At 44.5% G+C, this 15674-nt stretch carries 15 protein-coding genes; 7 read left to right on the top strand and 8 right to left on the bottom strand.

Annotation, left to right across the window (positions count from 1 at the left end; genetic code table 11):
- Positions 1-101: 101 nt before the first annotated feature.
- Entirely contained in the window at positions 102-1268 is a 1167-nt protein-coding gene (gene ftsY / locus VIB_RS00465) for a signal recognition particle-docking protein FtsY (RefSeq protein ID WP_004393936.1), read from the bottom strand.
- Between the two features lie 212 nt (positions 1269-1480).
- On the opposite strand from ftsY, the gene rsmD reads away from it, so the two are divergent.
- Positions 1481-2086: a 16S rRNA (guanine(966)-N(2))-methyltransferase RsmD gene (rsmD, locus tag VIB_RS00460; RefSeq protein WP_004393934.1), complete on the top strand. Its 606-nt coding sequence runs from the start codon at positions 1481-1483 to the stop codon at positions 2084-2086.
- Positions 2087-2165: 79 nt separating this feature from the next.
- Here rsmD and VIB_RS00455 read toward each other — a convergent pair whose 3' ends face one another.
- The 3 genes from VIB_RS00455 to VIB_RS00445 all read right to left on the bottom strand — a co-directional run bounded on the left by VIB_RS00455 (position 2166) and on the right by VIB_RS00445 (position 4855).
- Positions 2166-2756 carry a YhgN family NAAT transporter gene (locus VIB_RS00455; RefSeq protein WP_004393933.1) on the bottom strand — a complete coding sequence of 197 codons (591 nt, stop codon included), beginning with the start codon at positions 2754-2756 and terminating at the stop codon, positions 2166-2168.
- Positions 2757-2817: 61 nt separating this feature from the next.
- Complete coding sequence (locus tag VIB_RS00450) at positions 2818-3453, bottom strand: lysoplasmalogenase (RefSeq protein WP_224214358.1); 636 nt, start codon at positions 3451-3453, stop codon at positions 2818-2820.
- 1015 nt (positions 3454-4468) lie between these two features.
- Complete coding sequence (locus VIB_RS00445; RefSeq protein ID WP_040903595.1) at positions 4469-4855, bottom strand: hypothetical protein; 387 nt, start codon at positions 4853-4855, stop codon at positions 4469-4471.
- Positions 4856-5247: 392 nt separating this feature from the next.
- Between VIB_RS00445 and VIB_RS00440 the strand changes: the two genes are divergently transcribed.
- Positions 5248-5583 (top strand): DUF2500 domain-containing protein, encoded by a 336-nt coding sequence (locus VIB_RS00440; RefSeq protein ID WP_040903622.1) that lies wholly within the window; start codon positions 5248-5250, stop codon positions 5581-5583.
- Here the strand turns inward: VIB_RS00440 and VIB_RS00435 are convergent.
- Entirely contained in the window at positions 5580-6593 is a 1014-nt protein-coding gene (locus VIB_RS00435) for an acyltransferase (protein ID WP_004393931.1), read from the bottom strand. The two genes, VIB_RS00440 and VIB_RS00435, sit on opposite strands and share 4 nt — an antisense overlap.
- Before the next feature lie 324 nt (positions 6594-6917).
- Between VIB_RS00435 and VIB_RS00430 the strand changes: the two genes are divergently transcribed.
- The 3 genes from VIB_RS00430 (at position 6918) to VIB_RS00420 (ending at position 9632) form a co-directional block, all read left to right on the top strand.
- Positions 6918-7388 (top strand): Dps family protein, encoded by a 471-nt coding sequence (locus tag VIB_RS00430; RefSeq protein ID WP_004393930.1) that lies wholly within the window; start codon positions 6918-6920, stop codon positions 7386-7388.
- Positions 7389-7691: 303 nt separating this feature from the next.
- Positions 7692-8666 (top strand): alpha/beta fold hydrolase, encoded by a 975-nt coding sequence (locus VIB_RS00425; RefSeq protein ID WP_040903592.1) that lies wholly within the window; start codon positions 7692-7694, stop codon positions 8664-8666.
- Positions 8667-8792: 126 nt separating this feature from the next.
- Positions 8793-9632 (top strand): Cof-type HAD-IIB family hydrolase, encoded by an 840-nt coding sequence (locus VIB_RS00420; protein ID WP_004393928.1) that lies wholly within the window; start codon positions 8793-8795, stop codon positions 9630-9632.
- Positions 9633-9737: 105 nt separating this feature from the next.
- Here VIB_RS00420 and VIB_RS00415 read toward each other — a convergent pair whose 3' ends face one another.
- Positions 9738-10202 carry an EVE domain-containing protein gene (locus tag VIB_RS00415; protein WP_040903590.1) on the bottom strand — a complete coding sequence of 155 codons (465 nt, stop codon included), beginning with the start codon at positions 10200-10202 and terminating at the stop codon, positions 9738-9740.
- A 47-nt stretch (positions 10203-10249) separates the two neighbouring features.
- Between VIB_RS00415 and VIB_RS00410 the strand changes: the two genes are divergently transcribed.
- A complete protein-coding gene (locus tag VIB_RS00410) occupies positions 10250-11794 on the top strand; it encodes a COG3650 family protein (protein ID WP_004393926.1) in 1545 nt (514 codons plus the stop codon).
- Complete coding sequence (locus VIB_RS00405; RefSeq protein ID WP_115152672.1) at positions 11788-12393, top strand: tRNA-uridine aminocarboxypropyltransferase; 606 nt, start codon at positions 11788-11790, stop codon at positions 12391-12393. Before VIB_RS00410 ends, VIB_RS00405 begins: the two co-directional genes overlap by 7 nt.
- Here the strand turns inward: VIB_RS00405 and VIB_RS00400 are convergent.
- Both VIB_RS00400 and yigB read right to left on the bottom strand, forming a co-directional pair.
- On the bottom strand, positions 12370-14868 hold the full coding sequence (locus VIB_RS00400; protein WP_004393924.1) for a bifunctional diguanylate cyclase/phosphodiesterase: 2499 nt from the start codon (positions 14866-14868) through the stop codon (positions 12370-12372). The genes VIB_RS00405 and VIB_RS00400 overlap by 24 nt on opposite strands.
- Before the next feature lie 85 nt (positions 14869-14953).
- Positions 14954-15673 carry a 5-amino-6-(5-phospho-D-ribitylamino)uracil phosphatase YigB gene (yigB, locus tag VIB_RS00395; protein WP_004393923.1) on the bottom strand — a complete coding sequence of 240 codons (720 nt, stop codon included), beginning with the start codon at positions 15671-15673 and terminating at the stop codon, positions 14954-14956.
- Position 15674 lies beyond the last annotated feature (1 nt).

Genomic DNA, 15674 nt, shown 5'->3' with positions numbered 1-15674 from the left:
TGATCCCTCTATGACACATAACACATCGCTGGCTAAAAATATTAACGGCGACAGGCAGGCCGGTCAGCCATGCATGATCGCCGGATTCAACACCGTAGTGGTTACTCTTCTCGGCTAAATAGCGCGTCGATAAATTCTTGGGTAACAAACGGACGCAAATCATCAATCCCCTCACCAACGCCAATATAACGGATGGGTATTTGAAATTGGTCAGCAATAGCAAAAATAACGCCGCCTTTCGCGGTGCCATCCAATTTAGTCAAAGTGATCCCGGTGAGTGGCGCGGCTTGGCTAAACAACTTGGCTTGGCTAATGGCATTTTGTCCGGTTCCCGCATCAAGGGTTAACATGATCTCGTGTGGCGCTTGCGGATCAATTTTCTTCATTACACGGACAATTTTTTTCAGCTCTTCCATTAAATTGGCTTTATTTTGTAGTCGACCTGCCGTATCAGCAATCACCACATCAATACCTCGAGCTTTAGCAGCTTCAATCGCATCATAAATCACCGAAGCGCTATCTGCTCCCGTATGTTGAGCAATAACCGGAACGTGATTACGCTCTCCCCAGACTTGCAATTGCTCAACAGCCGCGGCGCGAAACGTATCCCCTGCCGCCAGCATGACTTTTTTACCTTGCGCTTGGAATTGTTTGGCTAACTTACCAATCGTTGTGGTTTTACCGACCCCGTTAACACCGACCATTAAAATCACATAAGGCATGGTTTGGCTATCAATCTGCAACGGTTTTTCTACTTTGGCCAACATTTCTGCCATTTCTTGCTTTAATAACGCGTACAGCGCTTCACCGTCACGCAACTGCTGACGAGACGCTTTTTCGGTTAAACTGGTAATGATTTTAACCGTAGTTTCCATTCCTACATCAGCCATCAATAATTGCTCTTCAAGCTCTTCGAATAGCTGATCATCGATTTTTTTACCTTGAAACAACCCAAAAAAGCCAGCGCCGATATTTGCTTTAGTACGACTTAAACTCCGTTTAAGACGCACAAAAAAGCTTTCACTCGGTTTTTCTTGCTCTTGAATTCTAGGCGGTATTTGTTCTGTTTCTGTTTCTGTTTCTGTTTCTAAAAAAGCGTCTAAACTGGCTGCTTCTTGCTCAACGGGTAAGGTCGATGTCTCTAAAGCGGTACGCTCCGCTTCGGTTATTGACTCTGATTCTTTCTCTTCTGCTATTGTTGTTGTGTTTGGTTGTTCATCCCCAAACCCTAACCATGACAATAAGCCACGTTTCTTTTTTTCCGTCATTGGGAGCTATCCTGAATTTGACATAACGATGACTCTTTTCTTGCAAGATTATCCTTTTAAGAAAAGAAAAATGACAAAGCAGTGAAAACTTTCTCGTTCGCTTGATAAACTTTGTCATAATATTGAATTCTGCTGGCTATTTATCTCAATGTTTACATACAAGCTAAATAGATCAGTCATATAGTAACACTTAATTCACGGTCAAAAAATCTATGCTAAAACGTCGCCCGCAAACCCTATCACAAAAACGCCTCCCCAGTGGTCATGTTCGCATTATCAGTGGATTATGGCGCGGCCGAAAATTGCCCGTGCATGACGCACAGGGCTTGCGACCCACCACTGACCGAGTCAAAGAAACCGTGTTTAATTGGTTAGCGCAAGACATCGCAAAAGCAAAATGTTTAGATTTATTTGCCGGTTCAGGCAGTTTGGGATTTGAGTGCGCCTCCCGTCAAGCAAACCTAGTGACCATGCTCGAACTCAACGGGGCAGCCTATCATCAATTAAAGAGTAACATCGCTCGCTTACAAGCCAATAACATCAATGCTGTGCATGGCGATACTTTGCAGTATCTCAAACAATCCGCCAGCGCCTATGATGTCGTTTTCATTGATCCTCCTTTTCATCAAGGCTTGATCAACCACGTTGTACCGTTACTTGAATCCAACGGCTGGTTAGCAGAACAAGCGATTATTTATATTGAATGTGAAAAAGAGCTCTCATTGAATGAGCTACCTGACAACTGGCAACTGCATCGAGAAAAAACCGCTGGCCAAGTGTGCTACCGTTTATACCTCAGACAAGCGACGTCGGTATAACGTACGTCACCGACGATCGCTATCATTTAATGGTGCAAGATAAATAGCACTGATAGGGAGCGGAGCTATCCGCTCTCGATTACGCCATGCCCATGTAGCTTTTCACACCATTAAGGAACATTTGGGTCGAAATCATCACCAGTAACAAGCCCATTAAGCGTTCGACAGCTTTTAACCCCCGCTCGCCCAATACACGATGGAAAAAATTGTAGAACATTAAAATAACAAAAGTTCCTGACCAGGCAAGAATCACCGCCGCAGAGAGCTCAAGCATATGTTGGGGATGCTGAGTTGAAAGTAAAAGTAGCGCGGCAATGACAGAGGGCCCTGCAATCATAGGGATCGCCATCGGTACTAAGAATGGCTCTTCTCCTGCCGCTAAGCCTGTAATGCTACCCGCACTGGGAAAAATCATTTTAATCGCAATGATAAACAGAATAATGCCGCCAGAAATACTCAAGGTTTCAGGCTGAACATGCAAGAAACCGAGAATCGATCGCCCTGCAAACAAAAATAGCATCAGAATCACTAAGGCAAAGAATAGTTCGCGGATCAGCACTTTACGGCGACGTTTAGGATCAAGATGCTTAAGAATGGATAACACAACAGGCAGGTTACCCAGCGGATCCATGATCAAAAATAACATGGTTGCCGCCGATAAAATTTCCATAAAACCTCAATAGACACAGGGTGTGATAAATGGGTATGTCCGTGGCAAGGGAAAGGTTGAATTAAAAAAGTAAAACAACAGAAGCGACCATCAAAGATTGAGCGAGCAGATAACTCCCTGAAATCCAGTACTGTCCCCAAGGTAAAGAGTGTCGATAATCATGAATAGCCAATAATAACGCCGATAAAATAAACAGTAAGCTACCAACAAACCCTGCCAAAGATGCCAAAGAGGGGCGCTGCAGCAATACCTCACCGGACGCCCAAGCTAATTGTACCAGCACCAGCCCCATTATCGTAACCGGAAAAAGTAAAGTATCGATTTGTGGCAGAAGAAGAAAAAAAGTCACAATGCTGGTTGCAATCAATAAAGCGGGCAGCCACCACACCATATTACCGGATAATTGAATCCAAAATGCTTTGCTATAACAGAGCTGAGCAAATAGAAAGCCTAAAAAGCACAATTTAGGTCGCAAATGAAACGTATGTAATCCATCCGCCAACATAGCAATAACTAGGCCGATTGTTATCCATATTGCAGGCATAGAGCGAGAAAATAGTGGTTCAGTGATCATCGCTAGTAATAGCACTAAACTGACCATTTTAAACAATACGGCTTGCCGTCTATGATGGTTTTCCAACGCAGAAATGCTGATGAATCCCGATAATGCCACAGAAATCCAGCTCCACATGTCGATACCTCTTATCAATTCTGCCGCCAGTGTAGGCATGTCATCCATGAAGTCCAGAAGTGAACTGCAAAAATTGGATCTTGATTGCGATTCGATAGCGGTAAATTTACCATTGAAAACTTATCAGCATTTCTACCTTGTTGACTATTCTTTCACTGAATAAGCCCCGACACACAACCAACAAAACATAAAAAACATCGTTTTAAAGCAAAAAAAAGCAACCAGAAACCCATAAAAAATCAAAGTTAAAAAATAAAAACAAAATAAAATAACAATTAAAATCATACACTTAAAAAATTAAAATACAGAAAAAATTAATCTTAAACTAAAATAAAATAAAACATATTAAAATAACAACAAAAAACAAATATCGACTCATCCAACCAGAGACAAATGATAACTCATATCATTAACCTATTGGTTCATTCTTAAAAAAACATCAATTAACTGAAAAATGACAAAACTCGCCAAGTAGTCACCAAAACCAGAATAAACACATCATACAAACATTAAAATAACATTAAAAAAAACAACAAATTCAAAAACTTAAATTAAAAATGAATAATTCATTGCCAATAAGAATAAGAGACAACCAGCTCATAAACCTCGCCTTACCAAGCCAGAATCGGATAAACCATCACACTTTAAAGCCAACTTTCAAGGCTTTCAGCAAGATCCCCTTGATCAAGTCAATAAAGCAAGCTATTCTGATTACATAGATGAAACAGACAACAAAGGAGCAGTGTTATGATTTCTTCATCTCAAAAACAGGGATTGGTAATGATCGCGGTCATCGTAGGCTTAATGACACTGCCACTACTTTACTAACCCTTTGTTTAAAAAATAAAAAACACATATAAAAAAGGACACTAGGTGTCCTTTTTTATATGTGTTTTTTATTAACATGAGTAACAGATAAACCGAACGATACCGCTAGCCTTCCTTAACTTATCGATAAGGTTTATTTTTATTAATCGACAGCATAAGTCTCTAATCTAAAGCGTAAGATTCAGTCTCTGTGCTAGCTCTTGGGTAAAAAGTGGGGGAAAAACTTAGATAACTCATCCCAATGCAGGTAATAAAACGTTACCGCCGCCATCGTCATTAATAACATCAGCATCACAGCAACACGCCAAATAAAGCGCCCACTACGTGGAGCGAGTTCTTTTTCACACTGAAGGCACGCAAGTAAAAACGCTTTCCTATCCGGCAAATGAAAATGATCTTCATGAACAATTTTATTGCGAATCGTAGCGATGTATCTCAGCTTTTCAATAATATCATGCGGTAAACGCTCCTCGCAGCTAGAAATTAACTGATGTAACCCTTTACCTTGAGCATGATAATGCTGACGCAATAAGGTTTCTAATCTTCTCGTTCGTAATACGACTTGTTCTATCTCGGACATATCTGCCTCCTTGCTTATACCCTTGCTACTTGAAGCTGCAACGGTGTTGGCTACATTCGTTACCCCCAATCATAGAGTCTGTCTATGCTCATGGAGATGAACTCACTTGCTGCCTACCTGCAACTCCAAGTGGTTTGGGTATACACTACCACGATCCTATTGTTACCGATCGTCAAGCGTGGCACGACTGAATTGTCGTGCCAGAAAAAATCTCACCACCAAAATGTGAACTCAACCGAAAAATCTTGTTGTTCAATGCTGAGTTAATCACGCAATTTCGTTTCACTCCCCCTAAAGTCAACCACTTCGGTAAACTCAGTCTTCACTCTTTGTCTTTGGCTACTATCGAGCCCCGTAATGAGTTTAGCTCAGCGGTTTTTCCGGAGAATATCATGTCACCTTCTCTGTTACTTATCGTAACTATACTGGCCCTATTATTGATTGGCTTATGGTTATTTAGTCGTTTTTTTCGTCAACATTTTCAAGGTGAAAATGCCCCTGAACGTACCGCCTTCGTCACCGTTTTAGACAAACAAATCGTGATTATAGATAACCCACTTCCCGAACAAGAGGAACAAGAATATTGGATTTATGTCCAAAAGGGGACATTGGGCCCGAAACGAGAATTTCAAATTGGCCCGCATTACTACCACGCTTTAAATCCAGGCGATCAAGGCATACTAACCTACCAAGGACGAAAATTTCTCCACTTTGCTTTGAAAACTTAAGGCAGTAACCAACGAGTGGTTGTCGACCTTGATAAAGCATAACTGGTGAGTAATGCCCCCGCGCCACTCAATAATACCCAAAGTGGGATGACCCATAAGGGATGACCGTCATACCATGCGTAGGTTTTCATTGGCCATAGGAAAATCGGATGCAATAAATAAATGCCCAAACTGTGCTGGCTGATGATCACCACCCAACGCTGCACTGCACTTGGTAATCTTTCAGCTAATGAGCGACACAACACAAAGACCATGATCGCCGCAGCAACGACATTAAGCGTTTTATACGATAACCAACGCCCAACCGTATACCGTCCGTGTGTCAGACTCAATTCCAGTACCGCTTGGACCGTCATATACAGTGCAAACGAGCCTAGAATGACGACTAATAATAGGCTAAAAGACGATAGCCGCAGCTTTTGGTACAGCAGGTAACCTAGAGGCAAATAACCGCTATAGAGCCAAATCTCATGACTCCATGGCCCGTCAATACCGAATAAGTACAAGCCTGTTGTCATTAACCATATCGTCACCAAACTGTACCAAAAGCCATCATCAACTCGATTGACTAACCAATGTAAACAAGGAATAAGTAAATACAGCGGGATAAAATAGTAAAAGAACCCTAAATGGTAATAGGTCTCTTGATGAGGGCTATCGAGCAACGTTTGTTTTACTAGGTTGAGGTCAAATCCGCGAATACCCCACCCGCTTAAGTAAGCGTAAAACAGCGACCAAATAACAAAGGGAACCACCACTTTGCCTAATCTTCGCTGAAGGTAATAGCGTAACTCAAATGGCCTTGGGTCGCTCAGCATCAAGGCGCCAGAAATCATAATAAAAATCGGCACAGCCCAGCGACTAAGGCCATTAATCGTCACCGCACTGATCCATTGTGGATCAGCAATGGTCCCCATCATCGACCGATAAGGCGCTAAGACATGAATCGCAATCACTGCAACGGCAGCAACACAACGCAATAAATCAAAAAAAATCACTCGCTTAGTCATAACGTGCTCTAGAGGTGGTGAATAAGCAACAATCCCGCTCCCCCTAGAGCATAGACTGATGGACTTAGGGTTACCCAAAATAGAAAAATAACTATAACGGATGGATTTAAAAGAGAGGTAAAAATAAAGCTAATCGTCTGTCAATGGTGAGTTCATCAATCAAAGCGCAACCCAGTTCCATCGGTTTAACCTATTAAAACAATACCCACAACCCATTTTCTTAACACCTCATCGGGCGATAACATAGCTTCAACGTTTGCAAAACAGCAAAATCTTGTCATCGATTACCATCGATCGTTATAAAAATATTAATGAGGTGAGTGTATGAAAACCAATCTTATCGGCCTAGACAGTCATCAAAGCCAGCAACTCGCTGCATCCTTAAACCAGTTATTGGCTAATTACCAAGTGCTGTACATGAACACTCGTGGTTACCATTGGAATATCAAAGGCAAAGCTTTTTTTGAGTTGCACAGTAAATTTGAAGAGATCTACACCGATCTGCAAAGCAAAATTGATGAGTTAGCTGAACGCATCTTAACGCTCGGCGCTCAGCCCTTGCACAGTTTTAGCGCCTATTTACACGCCACGGAAATTGAAGAACACACTAACGCCACCGATGGTCAAACGACCATGCAAGGGCTGGTGAACGGCTTTGGTGCATTAATTACTCAGCAACGCGCGATCCTCGCTTTTGCCGCTGAAGTCGGCGATGAAGGCACCAGCGCACAAATGGGTGACTACATTCGCGAGCAAGAAAAACTGGTCTGGATGCTTAACGCTTGGCTGCAATAAACCGAAGTCACCGTTTAAACAGATCACGATTACTGAATCATTAAACCATCCATAAATAATCACCACCCTTTTGACCGGCGCGTATTCCCTCCCCAAAGACAAGGATGAATAAGCGCACGGTCTTTTTTATTGGCGGAACAAATTCATTAACACAGTGAATGGGCACAGCACCAATATTGTCATGCCTTTAATACAAACGATTTGGCGTTGCAGGTAGGCATTGCAATTCTGGTTGACTGGCTTATGCTAGCCAAGTCGGTCCTTTGCAGACGGCACCTCATCATCCATAGATTAGATAAGCGCATGCAAAACTCTTATACTCAAGAAGCCCAATTTCAATACGCGATGCAGCACGATATCGCACAATATTGGCAATCTCGTCAGCAAGGTTATCACTTGACGTTGGATAATAAACGGCTCTATTGGTGCTCGCTTACCGCGGCGCAGCATAATAAAGTCATTGTCATTGTTAATGGCCGTATTGAGTCAGCGTATAAGTATCAAGAACTGTTTTATGACTTATTTCGCCAAGGGTATGATATTTACTCTTTTGATCATCGAGGACAAGGACTGTCAGAGCGACTGCTTGCTGACCCACAAATGGGCTATGTCGCGCAGTTTGATGATTATGTGCGTGATATGGATGAACTTATCACTAGGTTTCCACTACAAAACTACGCGCGACGCTATCTGTTGGCTCACTCAATGGGCGGCGCCATTACCACACGCTACCTAGAAAGTTATCCAAACCAGCCTTTTGATGCGGTTGTACTTAGCGCCCCCATGCTGGGGATCAATATGCCTTGGCAGTTGCGGCCAATCGCCTTCACTCTGACCAAGCTGCTCAGTGCTACCTATGCGACTCCCCATTACGCTCCCGGCTATGGCGCTTATCTGCCAAAACCTTTTGCCACTAACCAACTTACCCACAGCGCTGTTCGCTACCAATGGTTTCGTGAGCTGTATGAACAACAGCCACAACTAAAATTGGGGGGACCAAGTGCACATTGGGTTTGGCAAAGCCTACTGGCGATTAAACGTTGCTTTACAGAGATGAAAAGTATTCGTCTCCCCTTGTTATTGCTGCAAGCAGGACAAGATACGATTGTCAGTAATCACGCTCAAACTCGCTTCATGACGCAATTAGCACGCACCAACCCTCAAGCCAAGATCGAGATTATTGATGGCGCAAGGCATGAGTTACTGTTTGAAAGCGATCATTACCGCACTCCCGTGTTAGATAAAATCCTGGCTTTTTTTGCACAGCATTCCCAATAATGACCACGCCTTGCCAATAGAGGAAAAGAACCCGTTCTAGGTTTACCCTCTTTTGGACAATCATTTTCACTTACACTAGTCTGCCACAGTTATGCCTTGGCATTTTAGCAGTACAACGAGGGTTTTATGACCACTGAACAAACAACACCGGTACGTATTGTCGCTTCCGATCTCGATGGCACCTTGTTAGCGCCTAACCATCAATTAAGTGAAATCACCAAGCAGACGCTGCACGCTCTTCATCAACAAGGTTTTACTTTCGTATTTGCTACCGGACGACATCATATTGATGTTGCTGGCATTCGTGAAATTGCTGGCATCCCTGCCTATATGATCACCTCAAATGGCGCTCGTGTGCATGATCAGCATGACAAAGAACTGTACAGTAAAAATGTACCTGCAGAGTTAGTCCAAGCGATCATCGATCTGGTCAAACACGATGACGATATTTATGTGCATATTTATCGCGATGACGACTGGTTACTCAATCGTGAAGATGAAGTACTGCGCCATTTCCACGAAGACTCCGGCTTTACTTATCAAGTCTTTGACGTCAATGCAGCCCCGAATCAAGGCGTCGCTAAAATCTTCTTCACTAATACCAAACAAGATCATGAGCAGCTCGTCCACTACGAAAACTTAATTAACCAACATTTCGCCGGACAGCTGAGTGTCGCTTTCTCAACCCCTTGGTGTTTAGAAGTGATGGGAGCGGAGGTATCGAAAGGCGAAGCGCTACAAGCGATTGCTCAATCTCTAGGCTTAACACTTGAACACTGTATCGCGTTTGGTGATGGCATGAACGATGTGGAAATGCTTTCAATGGCAGGTAAAGGATTAGTGATGGGAACGGCACATGAAAAAGTATTTCGCGCCTTACCCAATAACACCGTTATCGGCAGTCACGCCGACGACGCCGTCGCTCATTACCTACAGCAGCACTTACTGGGTCATAACCAACAATAGCTGTCAACAAACCACGTGAAGTCAAACAAAAGGGGATAATCACGCCTAACTCTGGTTGTGTTCATCCCCTTTATAACTCGCTCCAAAAGAAAGCAATAAACAATATCAACCCTTCACCCCTTCTTGGGCGATGATCGCTTGCCACTCTGACTCGCTGAGTGGCATCACCGATAACCGATTCCCCTTTTTCACCAAAGGCAATGCCGCCAGTTCCTGCAGTAGTTTTAGCTCTGACAGTGGGATCAAACGTTGAGTTTTACGTACAAACTCAACATCAACCATCAACCAACGCGGTGACTCTGGGCTCGATTTAGGGTCGAAATACGCGCTGTTGGCATCAAATGCAAAATGATCAACATAAGCTTCCCGTACCACTTGCGCAATGCCCGCCACACCAATATTCTGACAAGATGAATGATAAATCAGCACCTTATCACCTTCTTTGACAGCATCGCGTAGCCAATTTCTTGCCTGATAATTGCGTACCCCTTCCCAAGGCGAAACCTTTTGTGTTCGTAAAGTGTCAATAGAGAAGGTATCCGGTTCAGTTTTAAACAACCAATATGCCATAATGAAGCCCTATATTTTTGTATGTTCTGCCACGAGGAAGAGAGAACATGAAGCAGCTAACCACACTAGCCGCCCTTTTTGCGCTGCTTGCTATCCAAGCGTGTTCATCACCACCACCTGAGCAATCAGCAGTGGCGCCAAGTTCGGAGCCGATCCCTGCGACTCTCGATAACCCTGCCAGTGTAAAAATGCAAACCTTTATCCTGCGTGGCGAAGTCGTTCTCGGCCCAGATGTCAGCTCATTAACCCCTTGTGATAGCAATAACCAGTATTGGTTAGACTTATCACCGGAACTCAAACAACAAGCGAGAGCAGTGGCTCATCAACCTTATCAAGCTCTCTATGGTGAGGTCATCGGTTATCTGATGCCACCGAGTCAAACGGGATTTAATGGTGATTATACCGCACGCTTTGTCGTCCAGCAGATCAACCAGCTGAGCGCAGAAAACCCTCAGCGCTGCCAGCATCCCTCACGTCCGACCCGCGCTTTTGGTACGGAGCCGTTTTGGTCCATTCAATTCACGCCTCAAGGGCTAGAATTTCAGCCTTTAGGCGGCGATAAACAGCATTTTATGATTGAGAATAGCCAACTGTCGACTCAGCAACGTCATTATCAGTTTCCAGAAGGCCAGCTCAGTTTAGTGCGTGCCGTTTGCTCCGATAACATGAGTGACACGCTTTACAGTTGGCGATCAACCTTAACTTTATCCGCAACCACTTATCAAGGCTGTGCAACATTGAGCAACGTCGATACCACGCAAACTTGGGCGGGTACCTATTTTGCAAGTGCCAGTGATCAACGCGGCTTTGGCGTTACGCTAGAGCTGAACGCTGATCACAGTGCCATCACACGCTATCGTTATTTGAGTGGCGAACGGGAACTGGTTGAAAAAGGTTATTGGCAACAGCTCAATCCTAAGCAAGTGCAAGTAGTCATGACCCACCATCAACAGCAATACTTATTATCAGAACGGATTTACACCCGTGATGGCTTCCAGTTGCATGCTGATAAAGAAAAAATTGGCCACCAAGTCTATCCGATTAGTGAAGGGGGCCTGACGCTCTTTCAAGCCAAAAGCGTCACTGACGAGCAAGCGACCTTCCATCGACCAACCTTAAATGACCGTCCGCAGTCTATCCCCTCTCGCGGTGATTATGATGAGCAAGTCGACCAAGCGATCAAACGCTATTTTGCTCTGCACAAGACCGACCCAAGTCATGTCCATTATCGCTGGTTGAAGTACGACTTAAATGGCAACCAAACACCAGAGTTGCTCGTTCAACTGGACTGGTGTCAGCAAGATCAATGCACCTTACTGATTTTCGAGCAAAAAGCCGGTGAGTGGCGTTTTAACAGCCGTATCAATCAGGTCGCCACGCCTTTTCAACTCGGTAAGCTCGCTCATCATGGCTGGCAAGATCTGATTTTACCTCTCAGACGTGATCAGCAAACCCAGCATTATCAATTAGCCTATAATGGCATCAGCTATCCGGTCACCACTCGCGGCGCTCAACCGGCACAAACAACACAGATCAGCGGTGTCACGCTGTTTGCCGATGGATTAGCACCCAAAAGTGGAGTGAAATTATAATGGCTTGCTTAGAATGTGGTCTCAAATGGCAATGTCTTTGCTCTGCGGTTCCATCGCTCACCGGCCCATTAGCCCTCTCGTTACTGATGCATGAAAATGAATATCAACGTGAGACCAATACGGGTCGCTGGCTGGTTAAAGCCTTGCCCGATTGCGCAGACTATCTCTGGCAGCGACGCACGCCGCCCCCTGCCTTGCTCGAACGCCTCAATGATCCAGGCTATTACTCGCTGTTAATTTATCCCAGTGAGCACAGTGAACCTGTCGAGCAGCATCTGCAACATGCACAAGATAACGGGCAAATCCCTCACTTTATTGTCTTAGATGGCACTTGGCAGGAAGCGAAAAAAATGCTGCGTAAAAGTGCATGGTTAACGCTACCGCATGCCCATTTAACGACCATGCAAACCTCTCACTACCAGCTAAGACGTAACCAGCAAACGGGACATTTATGCACCTTAGAGGTAGCCAGTGAATTGCTCAAGCACATCCACCAACCTCAGCAAGCGCAGGCATTGACCGATTTTCTCGACACATTTATGAAAACCCTACAGGCCGACAAAAGTGGCCATCGATTACGCGAGCACTCGCTGACGTAAGCGCACAGGCTGACCTAAGTAAAAACCTTGCAGGTAATCAACCCCCATGTCTTCGCTTATCTGACAGACGGTTTGGTTATGGACAAATTCAGCCACCGTTTTGGCATTCAAAACTTGGCAAAGTTTGATCAATTGCTGAGCAATTTTACGCTGCTTAATATCTTGATCGATATTACAAATTAAGCTGCCATCTAGCTTAATGACTTGCGGCTCTAATTTAATAATCTCGTCAATATTCGAGTAACCACTGCCAAAATCGTCAACAATAATTCGCACGCCTAAACGCTTAAAGTGCTCACATACTTCAATCATCTGGCCATAATCTTTAATCTGTTCATTTTCGAGCACTTCTAACCCCACTCGCGATGGATCAGCCAGCGATTTCACGGCTTCCTCAAGACGCAGTAGCGTGCGTTCACTCATTAAATCTTGCGGAGAGAGATTAATAGAAAATGCTTCATGACGATCACGCATGATATCAAAGGTGCTTTTTATCATTTGCCGACTTAAGCGCGTGTAAAGATGACTGCCTTCGATGATCGGCAAAAATCGTCCCGGTAGAATAATCTCCCCGTCGTCTTCAATGCGCACCAAACACTCATAAGAAGCCAGTTGATGAGAATGAGTATGTACGATCGGCTGGCCGTACACCAACACATTATTATCCAAAACCGCCCGGCTCACACAGGATAACCAGCCCAATCGTTTTTGACGTAATTCATCTTGAGCACGTAATCGCGTCGCACTGCAAAAATGCCGATTACGCTGAAAGGCATGTCGACGTGCTTCAATCGCGCGTAGCAATAAATCATCCGCATCTTCAGCCGGAAATTCTTTACGGCTGACTAATCCCGCGCACAACGAAACAGAAACATAATCCACTTCCGGTAAACCATAAGGTTCAAAATTGACATGCTCAAGCTGCTCAACAAATTGCGAAAACAGACGATGAATCTCTTCTTCATCGCGATCAGCGCTAAACACCGTCGCCCACTCGCCAACACCAATCGCATACAGTGAACTTAGGCCTAGCAGATGTTCAGTCAGGTAATCTTGGAAATGGCCGGTTAAATCAACCAATAACTGATCACCAACTTGATAACCGTATTTTTCATTAATCTGATGGAAGTTGGTCAATTTTAGCGCGAGTAAATGTTCACCATTCACCATCTGTAATAGCCGTTCACGCAGCACCACTCGATTAGGTAAACCAGTACGTCGATCGACTCGATAGCTCGCGGTAAGCAAGGAAGCTTGATCTTGAATCTTCTGGGTCAAATCACGATTCATCTCGTCCAGATCATCTAACGCATTACGAATCAGACTGAATAACGGGGCAATTTCATCGTGTTTGGTGACATAGGCAGGGCTTAACGTAGTCTGAGCTGGCGTGCCTTCACGCAGAGCGAGATAGGTCATACTGTGATGAAGCATGCGTTGTGATTGTCCGTCATGCCACCACTCACCCGCTAAATAGCCACCATGAGTGGCCGCTTGGTTTTGTAAAGGCAGCAGTTCTTGGTTACCAGCAATAAAGTCCAAACGTGAAGTACAACTGTAAATCACGATTTGCTCGGCTTGGAATTCACGTAGTCGCTCAGCACCGATCGAGATTTGTTCCAAGGTTATCGATGGATGATCAAAACAAAACCGCACCTCATCCCCTACCGCTAATGGCGCATTAAAAAGTAAGCTCCCATCTTGTTCGGCAAGCGGCATGTATACGTCTTGTAAAGTGGCCTCACCTTTCATTAGCGGGAAATGGCTCAATCTCTCCAGCGGTACCGATTGACCATTGCCCAAGTAACGGTCATACAATTGACGAATCGGTATATCATCGATACGTTGTACCATGCAGCCATTGGCAGCCGTGACCCGAAAGGTTCGCCCAACCGGATTCCACTCCGTATAAGCCCCAGTTTGAACGTGTAAGCTCTCGCTATGCAAAGCAACACTCACCATCGCTTGATGATATAACTGTCGCCCGAGCAACACCCATTGCCCTTGTTTCGTTTCGGTGGCTAACCCCCCAGCGACGACAATCCCCGGAGCAAAGGTATTCAAGGCATGAAAACGCGCCTTATCATCAATGTGAGTTTGACTGACAAAACACACCATTAGCTGAGAGTCGGGCTGTAACATTAAGCCATCAATTAACGCTTGGGTGTCTTTTCTTCCAGAGTGGGAAAGCGCTTGCGCGGAGCAGGTAAGTTGAGTCTTAGCAAAGTGGCTGAAGATCAATAACGTACCGTCGTGGTACAACTGACCATCATGAATCATCGGTTCAGCGCTCAAACCAATCACCTTGGCCTCAGGATATAGGGTCAATAATCTATCAACCCATGCTTGAACTTTCTCTATCGATTCACTGGACATTAATTGGATCAGTAATTGACCCGCCTTGGCCAAGGCGTGATGAATAGGTAATTCAGGAACCTCAGATTGTGCCGGAAAAAATAACGATGTTGTGAACATACTCTCACTAACTCAGACTGCGAATACAACTTGTATCATTTGTGCAACTACGTTAATGATTAACCATATAGATCACAATGTTTATTCAAGAAATCAATTGATTAAGTTGCTCTAGTCGATGAATTTCAACATCAGGCAAAACCGTTGCACGAGAGTTTTCACGCAAAGTGAGACCTTGATCATTATACCAACACGATTGGAAACCATTTTGCTTCGCCCCTTGCACGTCGGTGACCAAGTGATCGCCAACATGCAAAATCATTCTGGCCGGAAGCGCTAACCTGTGACTCGCTTTCTCAAAAAGATCCGCATAAGGTTTAGCTCGCCCATCGGGACCGGCCTTCAGTACGCTCTGAAAGTAGCCACTTAACCCAATTTGCTCAACATCAACATTACCATTGGTGATCGCAATCAACGGCAGCTTTTCCGCTAGAGAACTCAATACCTGATGTGTCATTGGTGGTACATCAACCAAATTACGTAAGCGTAAGACTTCATGGATCGTTTCTTCTGCGACTTGTTGCGCCAAAGATGCAGAGTAGCCTAACTGCAACAATCCTTGTCTTACCTGCTCAAAACGCCACTGGGTAACATCGTGGCGCAACCAAGGATCTTGCACTGCAATCTGCCGCTTGAGGCTTACCCACCATGCGTTAGGTTGGCTAGCGGTCAATGGATGCTGCTGATGCAACCATTGCGTCACCTGCTGTTCTAAACGCTCAATCACTGGATGGTTATCGTACAAGGTGTCATCCAAATCAAAGCTCATCGCTCGAATCGGTCCTAACTGACGGTAAAACAGCATC

Source organism: Vibrio metschnikovii CIP 69.14 (assembly GCF_000176155.1).
GTDB lineage: Bacteria > Pseudomonadota > Gammaproteobacteria > Enterobacterales > Vibrionaceae > Vibrio > Vibrio metschnikovii.
The sequence above is the reverse complement of the archived record's forward strand: the minus strand, read 5'-3'. Positions and strand labels throughout refer to the sequence as shown.